Annotated in this window: 28 protein-coding genes and 1 pseudogene; 19 read left to right on the top strand and 10 right to left on the bottom strand. The window is 41.8% G+C overall.

The features are described from left to right. Nucleotides 1-86: 86 nt before the first annotated feature. The 10 genes from HC246_RS13860 to HC246_RS13900 all read left to right on the top strand — a co-directional run bounded on the left by HC246_RS13860 (nt 87) and on the right by HC246_RS13900 (nt 7879). Nucleotides 87-1385, top strand: a complete 1299-nt coding sequence (locus HC246_RS13860) for a tetratricopeptide repeat protein (RefSeq protein ID WP_169363891.1) — start codon at nt 87-89, stop codon at nt 1383-1385. A 2-nt stretch (nt 1386-1387) separates the two neighbouring features. Beyond that, on the top strand, nt 1388-2272 hold the full coding sequence (locus HC246_RS13865; protein WP_169363892.1) for a DUF928 domain-containing protein: 885 nt from the start codon (nt 1388-1390) through the stop codon (nt 2270-2272). Between the two features lie 217 nt (nt 2273-2489). Continuing rightward, entirely contained in the window at nt 2490-2615 is a 126-nt protein-coding gene (locus HC246_RS26415; protein WP_263972480.1) for a hypothetical protein, read from the top strand. 18 nt (nt 2616-2633) lie between these two features. Further along, nucleotides 2634-2927 (top strand): hypothetical protein, encoded by a 294-nt coding sequence (locus HC246_RS13870; protein WP_225902954.1) that lies wholly within the window; start codon nt 2634-2636, stop codon nt 2925-2927. Between the two features lie 85 nt (nt 2928-3012). Further along, on the top strand, nt 3013-3270 hold the full coding sequence (locus tag HC246_RS13875; protein ID WP_169363893.1) for a FitA-like ribbon-helix-helix domain-containing protein: 258 nt from the start codon (nt 3013-3015) through the stop codon (nt 3268-3270). After that, nucleotides 3267-3575, top strand: coding sequence for a type II toxin-antitoxin system VapC family toxin (locus HC246_RS13880; protein ID WP_263972481.1), 309 nt, complete (start codon nt 3267-3269; stop codon nt 3573-3575). The genes HC246_RS13875 and HC246_RS13880 overlap by 4 nt, the downstream gene beginning before the upstream one ends. A gap of 145 nt (nt 3576-3720) precedes the next feature. After that, a complete protein-coding gene (locus HC246_RS13885; protein ID WP_169363894.1) occupies nt 3721-4053 on the top strand; it encodes a helix-turn-helix domain-containing transcriptional regulator in 333 nt (110 codons plus the stop codon). Nucleotides 4054-4193: 140 nt separating this feature from the next. After that, entirely contained in the window at nt 4194-4403 is a 210-nt protein-coding gene (locus HC246_RS13890; RefSeq protein WP_169363895.1) for a DUF2281 domain-containing protein, read from the top strand. After that, nucleotides 4400-4654 (top strand): type II toxin-antitoxin system RelE family toxin, encoded by a 255-nt coding sequence (locus HC246_RS13895; protein WP_169363896.1) that lies wholly within the window; start codon nt 4400-4402, stop codon nt 4652-4654. Before HC246_RS13890 ends, HC246_RS13895 begins: the two co-directional genes overlap by 4 nt. Nucleotides 4655-4705: 51 nt before the next feature. Continuing rightward, the gene (locus HC246_RS13900) at nt 4706-7879 is read left to right on the top strand and encodes a tetratricopeptide repeat protein (protein WP_169363897.1); all 3174 of its coding nucleotides are present in this window, start codon (nt 4706-4708) and stop codon (nt 7877-7879) included. On the opposite strand, the gene HC246_RS13905 is transcribed toward HC246_RS13900, so the two are convergent. Beyond that, the gene (locus HC246_RS13905) at nt 7876-8112 is read right to left on the bottom strand and encodes a hypothetical protein (protein ID WP_169363898.1); all 237 of its coding nucleotides are present in this window, start codon (nt 8110-8112) and stop codon (nt 7876-7878) included. The genes HC246_RS13900 and HC246_RS13905 overlap by 4 nt on opposite strands. Before the next feature lie 286 nt (nt 8113-8398). On the opposite strand from HC246_RS13905, the gene HC246_RS13910 reads away from it, so the two are divergent. Further along, entirely contained in the window at nt 8399-9268 is an 870-nt protein-coding gene (locus HC246_RS13910; protein ID WP_169364599.1) for an IS5 family transposase, read from the top strand. A gap of 267 nt (nt 9269-9535) precedes the next feature. On the opposite strand, the gene HC246_RS13915 is transcribed toward HC246_RS13910, so the two are convergent. Further along, on the bottom strand, nt 9536-10678 hold the full coding sequence (locus HC246_RS13915; RefSeq protein ID WP_225902955.1) for a transposase: 1143 nt from the start codon (nt 10676-10678) through the stop codon (nt 9536-9538). Between the two features lie 51 nt (nt 10679-10729). On the opposite strand from HC246_RS13915, the gene HC246_RS13920 reads away from it, so the two are divergent. Together HC246_RS13920 and HC246_RS13925 are read left to right on the top strand one after the other, a co-directional pair. After that, nucleotides 10730-10876, top strand: a complete 147-nt coding sequence (locus HC246_RS13920) for a hypothetical protein (RefSeq protein WP_169363899.1) — start codon at nt 10730-10732, stop codon at nt 10874-10876. 3 nt (nt 10877-10879) lie between these two features. Then, on the top strand, nt 10880-11065 hold the full coding sequence (locus HC246_RS13925) for a hypothetical protein (protein WP_169363900.1): 186 nt from the start codon (nt 10880-10882) through the stop codon (nt 11063-11065). A gap of 102 nt (nt 11066-11167) precedes the next feature. Here HC246_RS13925 and HC246_RS25915 read toward each other — a convergent pair whose 3' ends face one another. The 4 genes and pseudogenes from HC246_RS25915 to HC246_RS26740 form a co-directional block, all read right to left on the bottom strand. Beyond that, entirely contained in the window at nt 11168-11338 is a 171-nt protein-coding gene (locus HC246_RS25915; protein WP_225902956.1) for a hypothetical protein, read from the bottom strand. After that, the gene (locus HC246_RS25535) at nt 11304-11711 is read right to left on the bottom strand and encodes a hypothetical protein (RefSeq protein WP_211167711.1); all 408 of its coding nucleotides are present in this window, start codon (nt 11709-11711) and stop codon (nt 11304-11306) included. The genes HC246_RS25915 and HC246_RS25535 overlap by 35 nt, the downstream gene beginning before the upstream one ends. 73 nt (nt 11712-11784) lie before the next feature. Then, nucleotides 11785-12255 carry a hypothetical protein gene (locus HC246_RS13935; protein WP_169363901.1) on the bottom strand — a complete coding sequence of 157 codons (471 nt, stop codon included), beginning with the start codon at nt 12253-12255 and terminating at the stop codon, nt 11785-11787. A gap of 133 nt (nt 12256-12388) precedes the next feature. After that, nucleotides 12389-13679, bottom strand: a pseudogene (locus tag HC246_RS26740) (NF041680 family putative transposase). 283 nt (nt 13680-13962) lie between these two features. Here HC246_RS26740 and HC246_RS13950 point away from each other — a divergent pair. From HC246_RS13950 to HC246_RS13970, 5 genes are all read left to right on the top strand, one after another. Beyond that, a complete protein-coding gene (locus HC246_RS13950; RefSeq protein WP_169363902.1) occupies nt 13963-14178 on the top strand; it encodes a Nif11-like leader peptide family natural product precursor in 216 nt (71 codons plus the stop codon). 484 nt (nt 14179-14662) lie between these two features. Next, on the top strand, nt 14663-15721 hold the full coding sequence (locus HC246_RS13955) for an IS4 family transposase (protein ID WP_169361901.1): 1059 nt from the start codon (nt 14663-14665) through the stop codon (nt 15719-15721). 21 nt (nt 15722-15742) lie between these two features. Further along, entirely contained in the window at nt 15743-16129 is a 387-nt protein-coding gene (locus tag HC246_RS13960; protein WP_169363903.1) for a restriction endonuclease subunit S, read from the top strand. 44 nt (nt 16130-16173) lie between these two features. Beyond that, nucleotides 16174-16458 carry a BrnT family toxin gene (locus HC246_RS13965; RefSeq protein ID WP_169363904.1) on the top strand — a complete coding sequence of 95 codons (285 nt, stop codon included), beginning with the start codon at nt 16174-16176 and terminating at the stop codon, nt 16456-16458. Next, entirely contained in the window at nt 16433-16690 is a 258-nt protein-coding gene (locus tag HC246_RS13970) for a BrnA antitoxin family protein (RefSeq protein WP_169363905.1), read from the top strand. Before HC246_RS13965 ends, HC246_RS13970 begins: the two co-directional genes overlap by 26 nt. 129 nt (nt 16691-16819) lie before the next feature. Here the strand turns inward: HC246_RS13970 and HC246_RS13975 are convergent, their stop codons facing one another. Both HC246_RS13975 and HC246_RS13980 read right to left on the bottom strand, forming a co-directional pair. Next, entirely contained in the window at nt 16820-17479 is a 660-nt protein-coding gene (locus HC246_RS13975; RefSeq protein ID WP_169363906.1) for a hypothetical protein, read from the bottom strand. A 258-nt stretch (nt 17480-17737) separates the two neighbouring features. Next, entirely contained in the window at nt 17738-18025 is a 288-nt protein-coding gene (locus HC246_RS13980) for a hypothetical protein (RefSeq protein ID WP_169363907.1), read from the bottom strand. Nucleotides 18026-18370: 345 nt separating this feature from the next. Here HC246_RS13980 and HC246_RS13985 point away from each other — a divergent pair, with 345 nt between their 5' ends. Then, nucleotides 18371-18958, top strand: coding sequence for a hypothetical protein (locus HC246_RS13985; RefSeq protein WP_169363908.1), 588 nt, complete (start codon nt 18371-18373; stop codon nt 18956-18958). A 95-nt stretch (nt 18959-19053) separates the two neighbouring features. Here HC246_RS13985 and HC246_RS13990 read toward each other — a convergent pair whose 3' ends face one another. Together HC246_RS13990 and HC246_RS13995 are read right to left on the bottom strand one after the other, a co-directional pair. After that, nucleotides 19054-19341 (bottom strand): MSMEG_0570 family nitrogen starvation response protein, encoded by a 288-nt coding sequence (locus tag HC246_RS13990; RefSeq protein ID WP_169363909.1) that lies wholly within the window; start codon nt 19339-19341, stop codon nt 19054-19056. Between the two features lie 87 nt (nt 19342-19428). Then, nucleotides 19429-20592: an MSMEG_0565 family glycosyltransferase gene (locus HC246_RS13995; RefSeq protein ID WP_169363910.1), complete on the bottom strand. Its 1164-nt coding sequence runs from the start codon at nt 20590-20592 to the stop codon at nt 19429-19431. Between the last annotated feature and the right edge of the window lie 351 nt (nt 20593-20943).

A 20943-nucleotide genomic window follows, 5' to 3' on the forward strand; every position in this document is an offset into this window, starting at 1 on the left:
AATAACTGTTGACATTTTTTGTGGTTGAAAAGCGCAACTTATTTGTGATAATCTTATGAAATAGCTAGCCAGTTATTGATGAATCTATGTCAGAGGTTAAATCAGTATCCCAAGTTCTCTTAGGTTATAAATCAGCGCTTGAGAAACTGGAAGCCAAAGATCCAGAGCCATCATCTACTGATGTTTTAGTTGTCCTAATGAAGCGAGAGGATTTGCAAGCTTTACTCTCAGAACATTCTGAATTGTTAACTGCTGACCTGATCGCGATCGCTGATTTAGATAAGCGGCTAAAAAAGCAAAAAAATGTAATTGCCAAATTAATAAAGCTTTCCGAATGGCGATCAATTCTCGCACCACCTGAAAATCATTGGTGGTGGTTTTTCTCTTCTAAATGGGAGAGATTTGATTGGTTATGGAATGCTGGTTCTATTCTGTTTTTGGCTGTTTCCTTAGGTTTACTTCTCAATACATCGACAAGGCTGCTAAGTGGTGGCGCAACCTCTGGAAATACAGTATTTGTCGTGTTGCAAAGCGTATTACCTTTAGTGGCAGGCGGTGGGGCATTTACAAAAGTAGGAAAAGAAGCCTATGAGAAAATTCTGATTAGCTTACAGATTGATAAACAGTTTTGGCAAGAGATTAGTTGCGGTTTATCTTTTTTAGTATTGTGCGTTTTATTCGGAGTGAATTCTACCTTACCCAACTGGGCGATCGCCGTTAATCGTAGTGGTATTGAAAATTACAACAATAAGCGCATAGAAAGTGCAAAAGCTGATTTTGAAAGGGCGATCGCCATGCGTCCTGACTATGGGGAAGCTCGCTACAATCTTGGCTGGCTTTACGAAGAACTCAATGATCTTGATAATGCGAAAGTACAGTATGAGTTGGCAGTCCAAGGCGATCCGCAAAAATTTGATCATGTGATTACCTATCTCAAGGCATTAAATAATTTAGGGCGTTTATACATTCTCAAAAAGGAATATGGAACGGCTGTACGTTTTCTCAGTCAAGGTATCCAAGAGAGCGAAAGCACTAAATCTATGACTTCAAGAGAAAATTCTAGTGAGGCAGGAGTTTATTACAATTTACGCAAAAATATGGGCTGGGTGAGGCTCATGCAGGAGCGCTATGTTGAGGCAGAAGTTCATCTGCGTTCAGCGATCTTGTTAGATTCTAAACGCAGTTCCGCTTACTGCTTGCTAGCTCAGGTTTTAGAGGCTAAAGAGCCGAAAAATCAAGCGATCGGCTTAGAGCTTTGGACAAAATGTATCAGTTCCGCAACTCCGAGGGATTTTTCTCAGCCAGAGGGTGATGACTGGTACGGACTGGCAAATAAGCGTTTGGATAAGACGTTTTCTAATAAAGATACAAGTAAGGATAAGTAACTATGCAAAAGCGATCGCGAGTTTGGCAAGCCGTTATATTTGGTTGTGGTTTAGGTGTGTTAGGGATGATGTCATTGCCTGAGATGGCTGCTGCTAATCCTGTCAGGATTTGGTCGTTTAGTCCTAAGGCGAGTATTCTCCGTGATGGAGTGAGTAAACCAGCTAGATATCAGATGGTGCTAGAGGCTCAGGATCTCGTGAAACCAGAGATTGGTGAGGTATTAGAGGTTATTTGTCCTGACAAACAAATCCGTATAGTACAATCTGGGATCTATTCAGGATTAAGCACAATTTGCCCTTCCTCTTCTGCAAATCGTATAAATACCAATACTTTTGAGTCACGCGGTAATAACTGTTCTTCGCTCCCTCCTAAGGTGTTGGCTCCTACCTCGGATAAACTCATCACAACAACGACTGATTATCCTACGTTTCTGTTTTTTGTGCCGACCACAACAGCGCGTCAGTTACAGTTCTCAATTCGCGAGCGCGATGGAGATCGCAAGTCGATTTATCGACAGACTTTTAGTTTGTCAGGTCAGTCGGGGATTTTGCGGATAGTTTTACCTAATGAAACTAACAGCCAAAAGCTTGCTGTAGGGCAAAGCTATAGATGGGAATTTAATATCGTTTGTGATCCAGAAAATCGTGGCATTGATGATTTTCTGGTAGGTGAATTGCAAAGGGTGGCTTTGGTTGATGCTAATGTTCCTTCTCAGTTGACTTTATGGGAACGCTATCGAGCGTTTGAGTATGATGCTTTGATGGTCTTAGATTTGTTGCGCCGAAATAATCCTAGCAATCAGCGAATTCAGGCTGAGTGGGAGTCGTGGTTGGTGCGACATCAGTTTGAAGATTTGAAAGGATTACCAGCGATCGCGTTGAAATAAACTCCTTGATTAGCTATAGTTGTTTTAAATAATTTGCAGAGGGGCTTCGACTCCGCTCAGCCATCGGTGTAAGCTAGCTGAGCGAAGTCGAAGCTGTAGTTCTTATTTGAATTATCTATACCTTTCATTCTGGGGGACTTCAATGATGGTTCTCTTCCTGTACCAACTTTTTCGGTCATGTTATTATTGCTGATAATTTAGAGAAAAAGTAAAGGTTATGGCAGATCCTTTAACGGCTGGGGCATTGGTGGCATTAGCGGCACAAAAATTCGTTGAGTCGAGTGCGGGTGAGCTAGCCAAGAAATTTACGACTGAGGCGATCGCGAAGATTCCTGAGCTATAGCAAAAAATTAAGAACAAGTTGTCAGGGAAACATCCAACGGTCGATGAGACTTTGGTAAAGGTAGAATCGGGCGATCTCGCTGCTATTGAAACGGTTAGCACGGTGCTTGGTACAGAGTTGATTACAGATCCAGAATTTGCGAATGAACTAAAACTTTTGGCGCAAACGATTCAAGCTGGCAAGATTCAAGATAACAGTACGATGATGCAGAATAATTCTGATAATGCGAGAGGTTGGCAGACTAAGGTTGAGGGTGGTACGGCTTATATTGGCGAGATTCACATTCAGCATGGTCAAACTCCAAATTCTTAGTTAAAACGCTTAGTTAAAACGCAAACCTTGGTTACGGATGGATTGTTACAATTTTAATGACACTTTTCCACTATTACCCAATGCCATGTCAACCATAACTATTCATCAACTAGAGCCAGACATTGCCCAACAGCTAGAACAACGCGCCGCCCAACATGGGCGTACCATCGAGCTTGAAATTAAGGCAATTCTCAAAAGCGTATTAGCACCCAAAAAGTTAAGCAATATTGACCTCGCTACAGCCATTAATAGACGCTTTGCAGACTTTGGAGACTTTGAAATTCCCGAAATTCCTAGAGAACCCATGCGTTCCTTACCGACCTTTGACATGGGCGATCTATGAAAATTGTTCTTGATACCAACGTCTTGTCAGAACTGATGAAGCCCCAAGGTTCACAGACTGTCAAATCTTGGGTTGCAGCCCAGCCTAGAGAAAACCTATTTACCACCAGTATTAACCAAGCCGAGATCCTTGGCGGTATCGCTATTATGCCAGAAGGTAAACGCAGCAAAGCTTTACAAGAACTTGCACAGGCTATGTTTACTGAAGACTTCGCGGGACAGATTTTAGTTTTTGACTCAGACTCAGCAAACTGTTTTGCTCAAATTACAAGCGATCGCCGCAAAAAAGGTAAACCAATAGCTTAAGCAGACGCTCTGATCGCCTCTATATGTCTGGCTAATAATGCAGCGATCAGCACTCGCAATGTTGACGACTTCCTAGATTGCCAAATCACAATTATTAATCCTTGGGATTATTGAGCGATCGCTGCGGCAAAATTGATAAGAAAAAATGACAACTACACCCCTAACACGCGACTTTAAAGAAACAGTCAATGCAAGAGTCCAAAGAGATTCCGCATTTGCCGCCGCTTTACTTGATGAAGCTATTTCCCTTTTCTTCAATGGCGAACCAGAAACCGCGAGACTCATACTGAGAGATCTGGTCAATGCAACCATCGGATTTGAAGAACTAGCGATCGCCACATCTAAACCTAGTAAAAGCCTTCATAGAATGCTCTCTGCAAAAGGGAATCCCACAATGGATAATCTCACCGCTATTCTCAAAGTCCTGCGTAAAACCCTTCAAGTCGATATCAAAGTACAGACCGTTACTTGTGCTTAAAATATCTCTGCTGATCGCGAGTGTATTTTGATATTGATTTAGGCGATCGCGCTTAAGTTAATCATTCAGTTGATTACATTCACTTCAAAAGGCACTGTAAAATCAAATCAGCCCAAATTAATTGATCAACAAACTCGACTATGACCATCAAAGAACAACTCATTCAAGAAGTAGAAACATTTCCTGATGCGCTCCTAGCCGAAGCACTTGACTTTGTGCTATTTCTCAAAACTCGTTACCTTGATACCGAAATCACCACCGAAGAACAAGACACAATCCTTTTATCTCAAGCTGCCTATGAATTAGGAGACTATCTCACCCTCGAACAATACGAAGTAAATCAGGTATGAGCTATCAAATTATTATCCCCAAACCAGTTCAAAAACAACTAGATAGCTTGCCAAAAACTCAACGCGATCGGGCAATTGCAGCAGTGCGATCGCTGACTGATGAGCCGCGCCCAACTGGAGTCAAAAAGCTCAAGGGCTATGAGGAAACTTATCGGATTAGATTTGGTGATTATCAAGTCATTTATAAAGTTCAAGACAAAGAACTCATCATTCTGTTGCTAAGCGTTAGTCATCGCAAAGATGCTTACTAACTGTACATAGATTTTCCGCACATCTGTGATTTTAAAAGCAGGCGATCGCTCATGTCAGATTTAATTACGCAACTATGTCAGCTAACGGCAGAGACACTGAAAGCTAATCCTCAAGGGGATTTGGCTGAGTTGGTGGAGTTGGTGAAAAAAAGCATCGATGCTGATTCCCAGTTAGGTGAGGCAATCCAAAGCGATCGCCAGTTAACGCAGATTAATCGAGATGGGAGCAACGGTTATCAAACTTGGGTTGCGGGAGGTGTAGCTAATATTGGCAATACTTACCTCAATGATGTGCAGCCAGAGATGTTGCAGGAAATCTTGCAACGGGTTTTAGCAGATGTGCTGAAGTTACAGCCACAGGTCAAGCAAACCGCCCTAGAAAACGTGAATGCTGGCGGCGATATCAATGCCACAATCACGCAGGAAATACATCACGAACCGAATAAAATTGCGGAAACCATTGGGGTATTGGCACAACCTGACAGTACTGTGAATATTGGGACAATAAATGTCAACTATCCTCAGAATCGCGATCGCTCGGCAAAATTCCTCCACCAAAATAGCTTTTATCATAATCTAGGCGATCGCGAAATTGATCGGGCTGGAAACTTTGTTGGGCGGGAGCAGGATTTAGAGGAATTGCATAATTTATTGCAGACGCAAAGCGAAAGCTCGCCTTTGCCAATGGTGTTAATTTCTGGCATGGCAGGGATGGGGAAAAGCGAAATGGCGCGACAGTATGGCAAATTGCACTTAGATGAGTATGCGGGTGGGGTGGGAATATTCGAGGCGGCGCAGTTTGGTGAATCCCTGAGAGACTTTATGCAGTTGAGATTTTGTGAAGATGGGGATTTACGGCATTTCACCAAATTAGAAACACAGGTAGAGGAAGGCTGGCAGCAGTGGCAAAAATTTTGCGGCGAGGAGAAAATAGCGCTGATCCTGATCGATGACGTGACCGAATATCAAACACAGGTTTTGCCATATTTGCCGAAGAATTTAGGAGATGTCCAGCCGTTTCGATTTGTGCTGACCTCGCGATCGCGATTGCAGGGTAAATTAGCAGTGCTGGAAATTGAGGAATTGCAGACCGAGGCAGCATTACAGTTATTGACCAAATGGGCAGAACCAAATCAGCAAACCTTGCTAGACCATCCTGCGATCGCCACCAGTCTTTGCAATCGTTTAGGTTGTTTGCCCTTAGCCCTAACTTTGGTAGGTAGTTGGCTCAAGAATTCCCAAGCAACTTTACCGAAAGCGATCGCGGAATTAGAACAAAATGGGCTAGAAAGCGAAGTATTGGAACCCTATGAAGTAGCTCCCGAAAATATCGATTCTGGCAAGAACATTAAGCAGGGTTTGAAAGCAGTACTGATGGTGATTTGGCAACAGTTGTCACCTGATGCCCAGCAACTTGGAAGAGTTTTGAGTTTATTTGAAGCGATAAATTTGCCTTGGGAATTGGTGGTGTTTGTGGTGCAAGCCTATCCCAACCAGTCAGAAGCACCACCCGTTCGCAAAAGTTGGTGGCAAAGGTTTAGGGATTCGTTAGGGCAATTGCTGAGGCAGCTATTACCATTCTTAGCAAAACCCGTGATGCAGACTCAATCAGTCTTTGTCCACATTCGCAATCTGAAGAAAGCGGAAATAGAGCTACGGACAAAAAATCTGCTTCAAAGTGTGGAAGATGGTAAAACCTATCGCTTACATCGGTTGACCCATGAGTTCTTGGGAAGGCAATGGGCAGATGCCGATCGCGAAGGTTGGGTAAATGCGTGGGTGCGTGGATTGAGCGATCGCGCCCAAGAGATTCCTGCCTCTGCGGATTGGGAGCAAGTGACGACTTGGCAACCCTTGCGCCCTCATTTGGAATCAGCGAAGAAAATTGCCGAAAATTTGCGCCATACAGCTAAGAGTCCTGCGGCGATCGCTGTCTATAAAAGCCAAGCCAACAATCTCATGGCTGGCTGTTTTCGGTTAAATCAAGCACCAATTTTTGAGGCAACCTATCGCCAAGCGATCGGTAAGCATGACAGTGCAAAGGCGGCTTTGGCTAAGGGGCAAAATGCAATTGCTCAAAATTATTTTGATGAGGCGATAAAAGGTTACCAGAGAGCGATTGAGCAAGCGCGAGTGGCATTGCCTAAAAATAGTATGATCTTGGCAGGTTATCTCTATCAGATATCTCAATTATTTTATAAATTAGGGAACTATAGCGTAGGTATTTCTCCCGCCGAAGAAGCCGTCAAAATTGCTGAAACAAAAGCAAAAACTCTCAATTTGTCACTCTACCTCAATAACCTCGCAAGGTTTTACGAATCACAAGGGAGATATGAGGAAGCAGAACCACTGTATAAACAAGCCCTTACACTGATGCAGGAACTGTTAGCTGATCGCCATCCTTCTATCGCGAGTATTCTTAACAACCTCGCAGGGCTGTACGAGTCGCAAGGGAGATATGAGGAAGCAGAACCACTGTATAAACAAGCTCTATCACTTAAGCAAGAACTATTAGGAGAGCGCCATCCCTCTATCGCGATCGGTATCCACAACCTTGCATTTCTGTACAAATCGAAAGGAAGATATGAGGAAGCAGAACTACTGTTGAAACAAGCTCTATCCCAGCAACAAGAAATGTTAGGAGAGCGCCATCCCTCTGTCGCGACCAGTATTCACAACCTCGCGTTTCTATACTGTTTGCAAGGGAGATATGAGGAATCAGAACCAATGTTGAAACAAGCCCTTGCACTGAGGCAAGAACTGTTAGGCGATCTCCATCCCTCTGTCGCGACCAGTATCAACGACATCGCATTTCTGTACAAATCGCAAGGAAGATATGAAGAAGCAGAATCACTGTATAAACAAGCCCTTACACTGATGAAAGAAGTTCTGGGAGAGCGCCATCCCGATGTCGCCACCAGTCTCAATAACATTGCCTCGCTGTACGATTCGCAAAGAAGATATGAAGAAGCAGAACCACTGTATAAACAAGCCCTTGCACTGAGGCAAGAACTGTTAGGAGAGCGCCATCCCGATATCGCATCCAGTTTTAACAACCTTGCAGGGCTGTACGAGTCGCAAGGAAGATATGAGGAAGCAAAACCTCTATATGTGAAAGCATTAGAAATTATGGAAGTGTCGCTAGGTATGGAACATCCAAATACAAAAACTGTTCGCAATAATCTCCAGTATCTACGCGATCGCCAAACTCCCCCGTCAAATTAAAATTGCATCAAAATATTTTGAACCTTGAATTGCTGCTCATCATGAAGAGATAGGTGGGTAATGCTTTCCCATTCAGAAATAACAAAGCCGTCATCCCTCGCAGCGATGTTGCTAACTTCTGCCATGCGATCGCCTGAAATTAGAGACTTTTGTAGACAGGCGATCGTTATCCCTAAAGCTGCAAATCTTTGTAGATCGCCTTGAATATCCGAACTTGTAATAACAGCAAGCAAATTGATTCGCTGATCGAAATCATCAAGACTTGATGCGATCGTTGATAGCAGTATCGATCAAGCTTTGCACAGTAATCTGCAATTTACTTTGTACAGCACTTTGCAAGGTAAAGCACTTGATAAAACCTTTTACACTTTCTAATAATTGTTGATGGCGTTGTTGCATAAAAAGGGGAAGAGAAGGTAAATTAGATAAAAATCAGGAGATGGAGTCCCAGCAAATGACACAGAAACATGAGATCCGCACTGGACAGAGTATAACGCAGGGCTAAAACAAAGAGGAAGCCTGACTTTTTGGATGAGCGAAGAAGTAATTGAAGGATGGTTAAATCAAACATTAAGTGGCAAACGGGGAGCTTCCAAAGATTACAGTGATATAGCAATAGCGACATTTATCACGGTCAAAGCGGTATATCAGCAAGCAGGAAGACAAACGCAAGGACTGTTAGAGTCAATATTTGCCTTGATGGGAATAGATTTACCAGTACCAGACCACAGCACCGTGTCAAGACGGACAGCAAGTTTAAGTGTGACCTTACCAGTAATCCCGAAACAGGGAGCAGTGCATGTAGTAGTTGATTCGACAGGGATCAAAGTATACGGCGAAGGGGAATGGAAAACACGGCAGCATGGAATTAGTAAGAGACGGACATGGCGCAAATTACACCTAGGAGCCGATGAATCAACAGGAGAAATACTGGCTGCGGTCGTCACCACGAATGATTGCCACGATGGAGAAGTACTCGCCGATATTCTCGATGCGATTGATGCTGAAATTGCTCAAGTTTCCGCAGATGGAGCTTATGACCATCGTCATTGTTATGACGAGATTGCCCAACATGGTGCTAAAGCCGTGATTCCTCCGCGCAAAGATGCCAAAATCTGGCAGCATGGCAATACCAATGCTCCACCACATCCGCGTGACCAAAATCTCCGTTATATCCGTAAACATGGGCGTAAAAAATGGAAACGTGACTCAGGTTATCATCGGCGCTCTTTGGCAGAAACTACGATGTTTCGTTTCAAAAAAATCTTTGGTGCTACTTTATGTTCTCGTAAATTTGACAATCAGGCGGTTGAGTTGTTCATCAAATGTGCTGCTCTTAATCGCATGATTCAACTGGCTAAACCTCTCTCCTCTCCTGTTGTTCGTTAATTTTCTAAGATCCTCCATCTTTTGGCTTCTTTTTATTCATGCAACAAAGCCATTGTTGATTAGAGCTTTCAATCAAGCAAGCGTACAAAATATTGTAATAATCTGTACGCTTGATCGTATCCTATGACATACAGAGAAAGGAAATAACGATGAAACTGGTAGGTTATCTAAGAGTTAGCAGTGAGTCACAGGCAGATAACACCAGTTTGGTAGAACAAAGGAAGAAAATAGAAGCTTAACTCAGATCTTGCACCATTCCTGAATATTCTAAATGGGAATAGGTTTAAGAACAATTTCAAAGTCATGACGAGCAGCAATATCGGCATTAATTCGGATGTATCGGAGAAGCTTCAACCAAAGGACAGAAGGGAATAAAACTGAAAGAGTTAAATCAGATGTAGCTTTCCAATCCAAGATAGGAGGACTCGACCATTGATCAATCCAATGAGCCAAAAGATAAGCAAGGAGAGAGAGGATAAGCCAACGGTAAACACCAAGTTTTGTCGATTGTCCAAAACAATGCAAACCAAAACGATGTTTGATGGTTTTGAAGAAACCCTCAATTGCCCAACGCTTACGCCCCAATATAACCAGATAAGCACCAGAATAAGGATGAGAAGAGACAACAAAGCGTAACTCACGTTTATTATCGGCTCTTTTGAGCCAGAACCAAGAGATGCTCAAAGGCGTAGTTAGCCCTTCGAGCATCTCTTGTTGTCCACGTTTGCCATGGCGATAAAGTTGTTTGACAGTACGTCCATCTTGAAGTTTACGATTGTTGCGTACACCGACAACAATGCGCCAAGACTTGACTCGGACAGAGTTGAAAAACTTGATGGTACTAAACTCAGTATCAGCAAGGACAATCACAGTTCTGTTTTGGGTTAGTTGCTTCGGGACTGTCCCCAATAATTTACAGGCTAAGTCAGAGGGACTGGGGTATCCTTTACCTCGCCATACTCTAAAACTCCACGGTACGCGCCACTCTCCATAGACCAGATACAGTACAACCAAATGTAGTCCTCGCTTGCCGTTGAGTATTCTCACCCATGGGTCAGGTTCGTCTTTAGGGGGATTACTCAAATGTAAAAACTTGCCGCTTTTTTCTAGGGTGGTCAAGTCTATCAGTATCTTTAATGGCACTTGTTTCGATGGACGATACTTGGCGATTTGTCCCAAAACTGCCTGCCTTGTTTCTCGAATCAACCCTTTCGTTGACCAGTTATAGTGATTGAGAAATCGACTTAACGAACTGGCTGATTTTATCTGTGTATGTTCTGGATATGGATGCCCTTGTGCTTCGAGGAATAGTCCCAATATTGCATTCAGACTTGCTTTTTGATACACACTTGGCATCAGACAAATTAGGCTATACACTAGCCCTTGGGCGTACTTAACGATGCTTTCCATAATCGTTATTGAATTTTCTACTACGCCCTTTTTTTCACATCTCTACTTTTTTTGCAACCTTTTTTTAGATTGGTGCAAGATCTCAGTTTCCCTACCTTACCTTGGACTTGTCCTGAATGTAGAGAAACTATTGAAGACTATGACGAGATGTCTTTTGATGTAATTGCTATAGCCAAAGAACCTATTGAATTTATTTAATATATGTCAGATTCTTTAGACCAAGGAGCCTTGATTGTAAATTTACTTAAGGCTATAAAGATTTTAAATCCAAAAGATGAAATTTCAAGAAATTCTATAGCATCTTATTTATATGTACCAGACACTAGGATCTCAGGACATTTACAAGAACTTAAAGATATATTAATTAAATCTCCAACAGCTGATTGACTGACAAAAGTCTATGAAGCATAGTCGAGAGTAGAAGCATAGAACTCAATGCGGAATAATTTCTGAAGATGTTTTCGACGAGAAGCAATAGCAGGGTGAGAGTCAAGATAAAGTAAAAGAGTAGAAAGGCAAGAAAGCCCAGTTTTTAGTGATAGCGGTGTGAATCCAGTTCCAGCCAATCTTGAGATAACTAAGCCCACGAAACCAATGAGGATCAACCAAACGACGATAGCCAGAATCAGCAACCGCCAGTCCTTGAGCCGTTAAAAACAAAGGTGGTCAGTGCTATCACAAAACAAAGGCGAGAAATGGCAGGAGCCGAACGTAAACGCGAAGATTCTAAATCAAAGCCATTAGATTTATCATCCAAGAAATTCTCCTCAATATCGAATCTCAGACCATACTCCCAAAAAGTTTGGAGTGTGGTAGGTTCAGTACTGAGAATATACCAATACTCTCGGCTCCCAGATTCCCAAGCCGCCGCAATATGCACATCGGTAAGACGCTTGGACTCAGTTTTGTGAACTTTAACATTGTGGATCAACTTAGCTTCACCAAGACGAAGATGTAATTGTTTGACTGTTTGCCAGCCATGCTTGGGGGCATATATCCAGAAATTACCCTTGATCCGATCCGACATTGCCATTTTAATTCCCACACATAGCGCACCAGTTCTGGATTAGCAAATGCTCGGTCTGCTAATAAAACTACTTTGACATTCACGGCAACAGTTTCGATGCGCGTTTGAGCATGTCTTGATAGCTACTCATCTCCACACTACTACTGCGATGTTTGATTACACGCCAACATAACGGTAAAGCTCTTCCCTGATGAACTACACACAATCGGATCATGCTGTATTCTTCCCACAGTTGACTGGTATCAAAACTCAGATATATTTCTGGCTCTTTCCATTTAGCGATTAACTCTTTGATTACTGGACTGTATAGCTTAGCTGGATTTATGCGCGGATTGTTCAGCCATCTTGATAGTTGTCTTTGCGTGCTTTGGGCGATCAATGCTTTTGTGTTGATATGGCTTAACCACTTCGTTAAATTCACACTCCCTGTGGCGATCATTCCCACCATCATCCACGCCATTACTCCCAAATGGCGCACATCTGACCACTGGCTGTATTGACTCCCGAATTTTATTAGTTTCATTATAGATACGTGAGGCGTTTTGGTCATTTGTCCTATGCTCCTTTTTCTTCAAAAAACAGCATACGCCTCTTTTTTACTCAAATTCAATCTCTGTATACTTTCTCGCAACTTCTCTTACCACTTTTGTCAGTCAATCAGGAGAAAAAGAGAATATTGAAAGTTAGGAATTAAGGTAGTCTTGATTGACCTTTTTCGAGCGAGAAGCTCGTTTTTTGACGACAGGAAAGCGAGAAAAAGGAGAACGCTTGCGTCCAGATTTCCAACCGAGAGACTTACCACGAGGTTGGGGAGAACAAGCAGGAGAGCCAATCCTGACCAAAAGTGCGGCAAAGCCCTGAGCGACTCGACCAAAATTAAGATTGGTTTGAGGTTTCTGCCAAGGCAAAGGAGTATCAATAACCAGTTGACGAGCCAACCACAATTGCCAAGAGAGTAAAGGCATAAGGTCACTCCAACGCAAAGCTTGCTGAGGAGTCAACAAATGGGGAAGAGTCCAATGTAATCTTTGTTTGGCAAAACGATACAATGGTCGATGGCAAAACGACGTAAGTACAAGCGCCAAAGGGAGTCTAAAGTCGGCATCTGTTCACCCACCCAAGCTAACCACAAACCAGAGCAATGAGAATGTGTAACTCGAATAACTTGAATATGTCGTTGGGCTGCTTGCCGAAAGTGTAAGTTAGACCATTGCTGGATTTGCACCTGTCCAACCGTCTCATCTTCTAAGCTAAAAGTTGCCGATGGCTCTCCCCAACTATCAGCATTGGCAAGTTGGAATTTATCCCCATGCTTACGAGGACGACCATAACCACTGTAGGGCGCAGGGGCTTTGTATAAGCATCGGTTAGGACGTAGACGTATTAGTAAATCGGCAGGGATATCCTCAGTCAAATTCATAAAGACGGCACTGCCATATTCACTGTCGTAAGTAGCGATTGGTCTTACCGTTAAATCTCGACATACTTGACTCAGTTGGAATGCGGCTCTTTGCCCTGCTGTCTCAAAACTACTGATCCGCTCGTGACATAACGGGATTGCCCAACTCCCTGTCATCTCTGGTATCCATGCCAAGGTGCTGTAGTCATGCCCTAACACGATCGGTTTGTTCCCTTCTACCAAATTCGGTTGATGCACAAAACTCCTGTCTTTTAGCGTTTTGGCATGGGGTCTTCCCCATCCTGTATGGTCTCCTGCTAGCAAAGGGCGGATGTCTTTGGGTATTTGTTCCACACATAACCGTCTTATCCTGCCTCGGTTGGGGCGACTGTCTTTTAATGATTCATACAGACTTGACCATTTCTTCGATACACTGCGGATAACGATAATTCTACAAATGATTTCACTCTCGGACTGGTCAATACTGCATCCATCAAGTCAAATATTGCATCCCGTCCGTTCCCTAAAAATCTATATACCTGTTGACGAAAGTCTTGTAGTTTATCAATAATCATGGCTGTAGATGTCTCTTTACTTTTCATCTACTTTAGGCAGTTTGTATCTCTTTTACTCTGCCTTTTTTACCTTTTTTAGTCTAAACTCCAGTGTGTAAGAGAGTTAGCCCATACGGTAAAGATATAGCGAAGCTGCGCTTGTAAGTTCGTGCCTGTGATTGCGATCGCATTTAAAGATACTTTATTACCGATGGGGGAAAAATCTCAAAGCTGATAGTCTTAAAGAATATGCTGCTTTTTTTCTTTACATTACGAGTAACTAGCGAGAATAGGAATTATAAATATGGCTTTTGAGCAAATTGAAGCATTTTTAAAGAAAATGCAGTCTGAACCTGAACTTAAAAACGAGGTACTCGGAGCATCAACCGCCGATGATGTTGCGCGAATAGCACTAAAGTTTGGTTTTGAATTTTCAGGTGATGAGTTATTGAGAATGTCAGGGAAGAAGGTTGATAGGGTTACGGTTAGAAAAGCTGATATTCCGGGAGAGTACAACTAACGGATGCCAATTGGAATCCCTCGCATGAGATGCTAATTGGCAACATCGACAATTTATAAAAGTATCCTGTAGCTATCCCGCGATCGCCTAAAGTTGAGAGTTATGGTAGCAACCGATCTCTTTTTAAACTTTTCCATAGAGAAATTCCTTTTTGGCAGCAGATAAACCCTAGAAGTACCAAAACAATGCTAGTGGCGATTATAAAAAGGTCGGATTTTACAGAAGGTTCTCGAATTACATGCACGATGATGACAACGCTACAGGTCGCGAAAGCTATTCCTGAACCGATAAAAAATACTGACAAGAGCCTAAGTGCTAGTTTCATTTTTTCTGCAATAGGATGTAGAGGCGATTTGATCTCGAATAGTATTTCGACTTATATAAATCTCATTTTTACTAATATCGCTTAGTACAGGACAAAAAGTTGCAAAAGTAGGCAGGGAGGGGTTTTATAAAAGATAACCACATCGTAAATAAAACCCCTATGAAAGAGATTAACCTATTCCGAGAAAAGTTGCAGCAACATCTGCAATGGAATAGAGCAAGACTAGCCTTTGTGTCCATGTTCTTGATCGCGCTAATGCGAGTAAAGACAGTAAACCTAGCTGAAATTGCCACAGGATTTAGTGGTTATGCCAAAGTCGAATCACACTATAAGAGGTTACAGAGATTTTTTCGAGACTTTGAAGTGGACTATGAAAAGATCGCACTCATGGTCGTCAAAGTCATGCAAATCCCCGAACCTTGGGTAATTTCTATCGACCGCACCGATTGGGAATTCGGTAAAACCGTGTTTAATGTGCTGACATTGGGAATAGTGCATTACGGTATTGCATTCCCGTTGGTATGGATGATGCTGGACAAAAAAGGTAACTCAAACACCCGTGAGCGCTGTGAATTGTGTAATCGATTTCTGGAAATATTTGGAGACCGCAAAATCGACTTTTTGAGTGCAGACCGAGAGTTTGTCGGGGAGGATTGGTTAGATTACTTGTTGTGTGAACCATGTAACCGTTTTCGTATCCGCCGTAAAAATACTTTGCTCAATGACGGGCAGAAAAAACTGCGTGCCGACATTTGTTTTCAAGACCTCCAAGTTGGTCAGTCCAAAGTATTGTCCAAGCCCAGAAAGGTTTGGAACCATTGGCTTCGTATAGCCGCTATGCGTCTTGATGATGGCGATTTATTAATTGTCGCGACGACTCATGACCCTGATACGGCTATTGCTGACTATGCTAAGCGTTGGGCTATTGAGACTTTATTCGGGTGCTTTAAAACCCGTGGCTTTTGTTTGGAGTCCACTCATCTTCAAGATCCTGAACGTCTTTCCAAACTAATTGCTTTGCTTACTCTGGCTTTATGTTGGGCTTTTTCTTCTGGGCTTTGGTTGGCTCAACTAAATCCCCTCAAGCCTAAAAAACACGGTCGTCTTCCTAAAAGCATTTTTCGCCTTGGTTTTGATTTCCTTCGTCACATCATCTTTGACTTACATCTCAATTCTCAAGCCTTCTTTAACTCCATTAAATTTTTGTCCTGTACTTAGGAATTAGCTACAAACGATATTTTGATTACTCGTGTCAATGGAAGTACTGATTTAATCGGTAATTTTACACTTATTAAAAGTAAAAATGGATTGACTTATTGTGACCACTTTATTCGATTGCGTATTTCTCAAAACTTTAGCTCAAGTGTTTATTTATGTAAGGTAGCTAAAAGCAAAATTTTGCGAGAGCAAATAATTTCTAAATTTATTACAACTGCTGGTCAGAAAACAGTTAATCAAAATCATATATCGTCACTACTTTTTCCACTTCCTCCCCTCGCCGAACAACATCGCATCGTTGCCAAAATCGATCAACTCATGACCCTTTGCGACGAGCTAGAAAAACAAATTGACGCAGCAGAAAGCAAACAGACCAACCTGCTTAACTCATTGATGGCAAAGGTTTAAGACTATAGTGTGATATTGTATATACAATTTGTATCTTAAATCTCATGCAATTTGAATGGGACGAAACCAAAAACCAGCAAAATCAACAAAAACACCACATTAGCTTTGAAGAAGCAACAGAAATTTTTCAGGGAGTTACATTTACCTCTGTAAGCAACAAGATCGACTATGGCGAAATCCGAGAACTTAGTATCGGTGCGATCCAAAACCTTGTAGTTGTTGCCGTAGTTCACACAGATCGACAGGGAAAAATTCGCATTATTTCAGCCCGAAAAGCAACTCCAAAAGAAAGGAGAAAATACTATGAATATCTCACGCAAACGTCTTGAAGAAATTCAAAATATCCCTGATGAAGAAATTGATACATCAGATATCCCAGAACTAGATGATCAATTTTGGGCAAACGCCAAAATGGTAACGCCAATTACCAAACAAGCCGTATCTATTCGCTTAGACAGCGACATCCTTGAATGGTTTAAAAGCCAAGGTAAAGGCTATCAATCAACTATTAATAATGTCCTACGCACCTACGTCAACCATCAACAGAAAACAAGTAAGTAAAAGTAAGTCATTGCCAAAATCGATCGCCTGATGCCCCTTCGCGACGAGCTAGAAAAACAAATTGACGCAGCAGAAAGCAAACAGACCAACCTGCTTAACTCCGTGATGAGCAAAATTTAAAAGGAAAAACTATGGAAAACTTGGAAAATCGTAAAAACGCGCCAGTAAGTTTATAAGGGAAAGCTGATCTTCAGCATGTCTTGTCCACTGGAAATTCCCCTGAGCAGTCCGTGAACCGCTAGAAGCATGACAAACCACCGTACCCACAATCTTATTGCCATCAGCACTGATTGTTCCAGTGTAATTCAACACGCTAGATAATATATTTTGTTCAACTGCATATTTATCAAAAACAATTTGATTCCCGTTTATACTACCTGACGAATAATTAGCAAAAACAGGATTGTTAGGTGTAGAGAATATTATTCCAGACGATATTATCGGCTTACCAATATCTTGAGTATAGAGTAAAGGAGAAAATACAAGTATTGGAGGCGATATCAGTTTGTTAGCCTTTTGAACCAAGGTTATTTTATTCCCTAAATCTCTCCCATTTATGTATGTACGTTTTATCTGAGAAAATTTAGCAATAGTATTAATAGAACATCCCTCGTTAGATGTAAACAAAGGTGTGTAGTCAATTGTCCAAACTCCTGTTAAATCTCTTTGTTTGGCAACTTGTTTGTTATCATAATTTTCACCACAAACCCGTTCACCAAACATAATCAGTGCGCTAAATAATGTCACACCAAAAGTCTTCAAAAAATTGGAAAAAGAGAATGATTTCATATTTCACTCCTGCATAAATATAAGCATTCTCATACTTATATTTCTTAGAAGAAATCAACTATGCATAGATATTTCTTGTATAAAAAAATACATATAGTTGCCAACTGAGTGGAGCAAACATGATCACTAACTTGCGGAAAACTCCAAAGCATCATCCACACCACGAACACCCCCATAACTCGGTGGCTAAACCATACTGAGAAACTCTTGGGGATTAATATCCAAGCATATTTTAGAGACTGTGAAGTGGTGAAATAATTATTTAAGTAAAGCTTGGTAATCCAGTAAAACTTTGAGATAGTCCTTGCCATCTTCTACTATTTGCCGCGCTATTTTAAGCTCATTCTCTACAAATACTATTTCAGCTTCCATTTCCACCCTAATCGCACCAGTTACTCCTGACAGCCTAGACTTAAGCTGATCAATCTCATGTAGCAATTGCTCTACATTATCCTGACTGGCTTCAATATATGCAGATATTACCTTTATCTCTTTATCCAATCTGGGTAGATAAAGGATACGTAAAAAAAAGGGCAAGATAGTCATCAAAGTCAATCTAGCTAGCAATCTTCGCTACCTCCAACCTTTGCAGAGCCGCCTTAACTTTCTGATTGGTAGATCGGCGGTTAAACCATACATTAACTGATGTTACGTGGAACGCAGATGATAAATCTCTTGCTGCTAGCGAAGCAGGGCAACCACGGGGGGATTGCCCCTACCTGTAAATTTTATATCTTGTAGGGGCTGCGCCCCTGTGCCAGCCCCATACTTCAACCATTGTAGGAATTCCTTCCACGTAACATCAGCATTAAGTCATATAGCTCTCTATAAGTTTCTTGAGTCATATAGATCATCTCTACAGCTTAGGCGATCGCACCGCAGCCAAAAAACATGAGTGAGTCAATCAAAGCAACCCGCGCTAATGTGGCGATCGGTTCTTTAACTATCGATGGCTTCATGCTGCCCGATGGCAGTTATCGGATGTCACAAACTCAGGCGGCTGAAACTGTTGGCAAAGACGAAATTAACGCCCGACGGTTTTTGTCTTCTAAGAACATCAACGCCATACGAGGAGAGGGTTATACGCCCGACAGTATTGAAATTGAGTCACTCTCCGACAAGAGAGGTCAAACTCGCTTTAATGCACTCCCCTTGGACGTTGTAACCGCTTATTGGCTGTATCAAAGCAGTCAGGGCAATCAAAAAGCTCTAGCTCTAGTTTGGGCATTACTGTCTGAATCCCTAGAACGTAGATTTGACAATGCTTTTGGTGTGATTCGCACCGAACAAGAGCGCAATGAGGTAACTACAGCAAGAATCAAGGCTCTCGAAAGTGACCTTGCTAATTTGAGTGAAGGGTTTGCTCTAGATGATGAGATCCGTAGAGAGCGTGATTATTTTGAGTCATTGCTTAAACAAAACGGTATCGAGCCTTATGGTTTGCCAAATAGCGATCGCGCTGAAGGCGATAAACCATGAGCGACTCGATCAAAGTAGCTTGCAATAATGAGGCGATCGGGACATCAATCAAAAAAATCGAGATCGTTTTAACAAATCGGAGAGATCGATATTCTCTACTCAATAAATCGGATGAACTTGACTTTTGGGTTTTCCAGATTTTGATACTCAGATGCCCTTGCCTCAATATCCTGTAACTGCCCGATCGCTAATCCGCATGGTCTACCATATTTTGCTTTAACGCGATCGCTAGCAATATTAAGAGCAATTCGTGCAGATTCTACAAACTCATCTAATTTGTATTCAACATCAGGAGCAAAATATTCTTTGACGATCAACGATGGAGAATAGCAAGTTTGTTCGGAACCATCGGGCCAGCTAATTTGGAAATTGATTTGAGGCATAGGTGATTGGTGATTAGTTGTTGATAATTCGTAATTCGTAATTCGTAATTCGTAATTAAATTATAGCTTTCTCTCCTCAAACAGTTTCTATAAAAGAAGTTTTTGATATTCGTGAAGATGTGTTTTTGCCGATCGCTCCCAAAGATAATCAGCCAAAATACACCGACTGGCTTGGATTAAGGAATTAGCAAGATCGGGATTATTGAGCGATCGCATGGCTTGGGCGATCGCTTCCACTGCATTAGGATCGACTAATAAGGCTTGTGTAGATGTTAAGAACTCAGTAAACGGCAACATATTGGAGGTGATCATCGGTAAACCCGAAGCGATCGCTTCAAAGATTACCAGTCCCCAACCTTCCTTGATTGAGGGAAATACAAATATATCCGCACAACGATAAATCGTACATATTTCTGCATCGGATAGTACACCCGTAATCACAACAGATTTACCGATGGCAATCCCTAATTGCTGAGCCGTAGTCAAAAAACGATCGCGATAATCTTGGTAATCAAAGAGTGTAGAACCACCCGCGATCGCTAACTGAGCATTAGGGAAATCTGTCAATACCTGTGAAAATGCTTTTAAGAGATTAATAGAATTTTTCCTTGGTTCGATGCCGCCCACCGTCAGATAAATTGGCGATCCAGTTAGCCCAAAATGTTCTTTGAGTGAATCCTCAGAACCATCTTTGCGATCGGAAAATCTGCTTACATTAATACCATTTATGACTCGCGGCGCATGAATTTGATAATCTTTTTGAATCTGCTTTTGCCAACTATCACTCACACATAGACATAACGAAGCTTCGCGAATAGAACGATCCTGACATGCTCGTAAATAGGGGCTATTGTAATCTTCGATATGGTGAATCGTGCGGATAAAGTGGGGGATGATTTGTTGCGATCGCACGATAGCTAGAGCATTGGCACTGATGCAGTCTTGAGCATGGTAAATGTCATAATCCAGTTGCGAATTTTGCGAATCATCGATTAGATAATTCACAAATTCTTGAATGCGTTGCTTAATCAATAAATCAATTTCTTTTGGCGCATCCCTAGCAGGAATCAGGCGAAATTCACAGGATAAATTGCGATCGAATCCCGTTCCATCTTTATCTAAAGCAAAAATACAAACCTGATGTCCTAAAGCCTGTAATGCTTCGGCTAGTTCTAAAGTATGGATGACACTGCCTCTCGGCTTGGTGGAGTAAGTAAATAGAGCGATACGCAATCTAGAAGTCTGAAGCATCGTTTATATTTTGTGGGCAACATGAAAAGCCGAAAAGACAAATGCAGGCGATCGCCTCGGTTACGATGTAGTACTTCTCGCAAATTTGAAAAAAGATTAAATCTAATTCATTAAAATTTTCTGGGGTTGGTGGTGTAATACTGCAAAACTGGAAATGCGATCGCTAATATATAGCAATCCTAAATGGTTTGTGGAAGCGCACCCCAAAGGGGTGCGCTTCCACAAATCCAAAAATCTACAAATGATTTAGGAATGCTATATAGAGAACTGCAATATCAAAAAAGAAGGCTTTTATTGAAACTGCTACTTTGCAATAGTTTCAATAAAAACCTTTTTCTTCACTAATTTGCA

Origin of the sequence: Pseudanabaena yagii GIHE-NHR1 (assembly GCF_012863495.1) — a bacterium.
GTDB lineage: Bacteria > Cyanobacteriota > Cyanobacteriia > Pseudanabaenales > Pseudanabaenaceae > Pseudanabaena > Pseudanabaena yagii.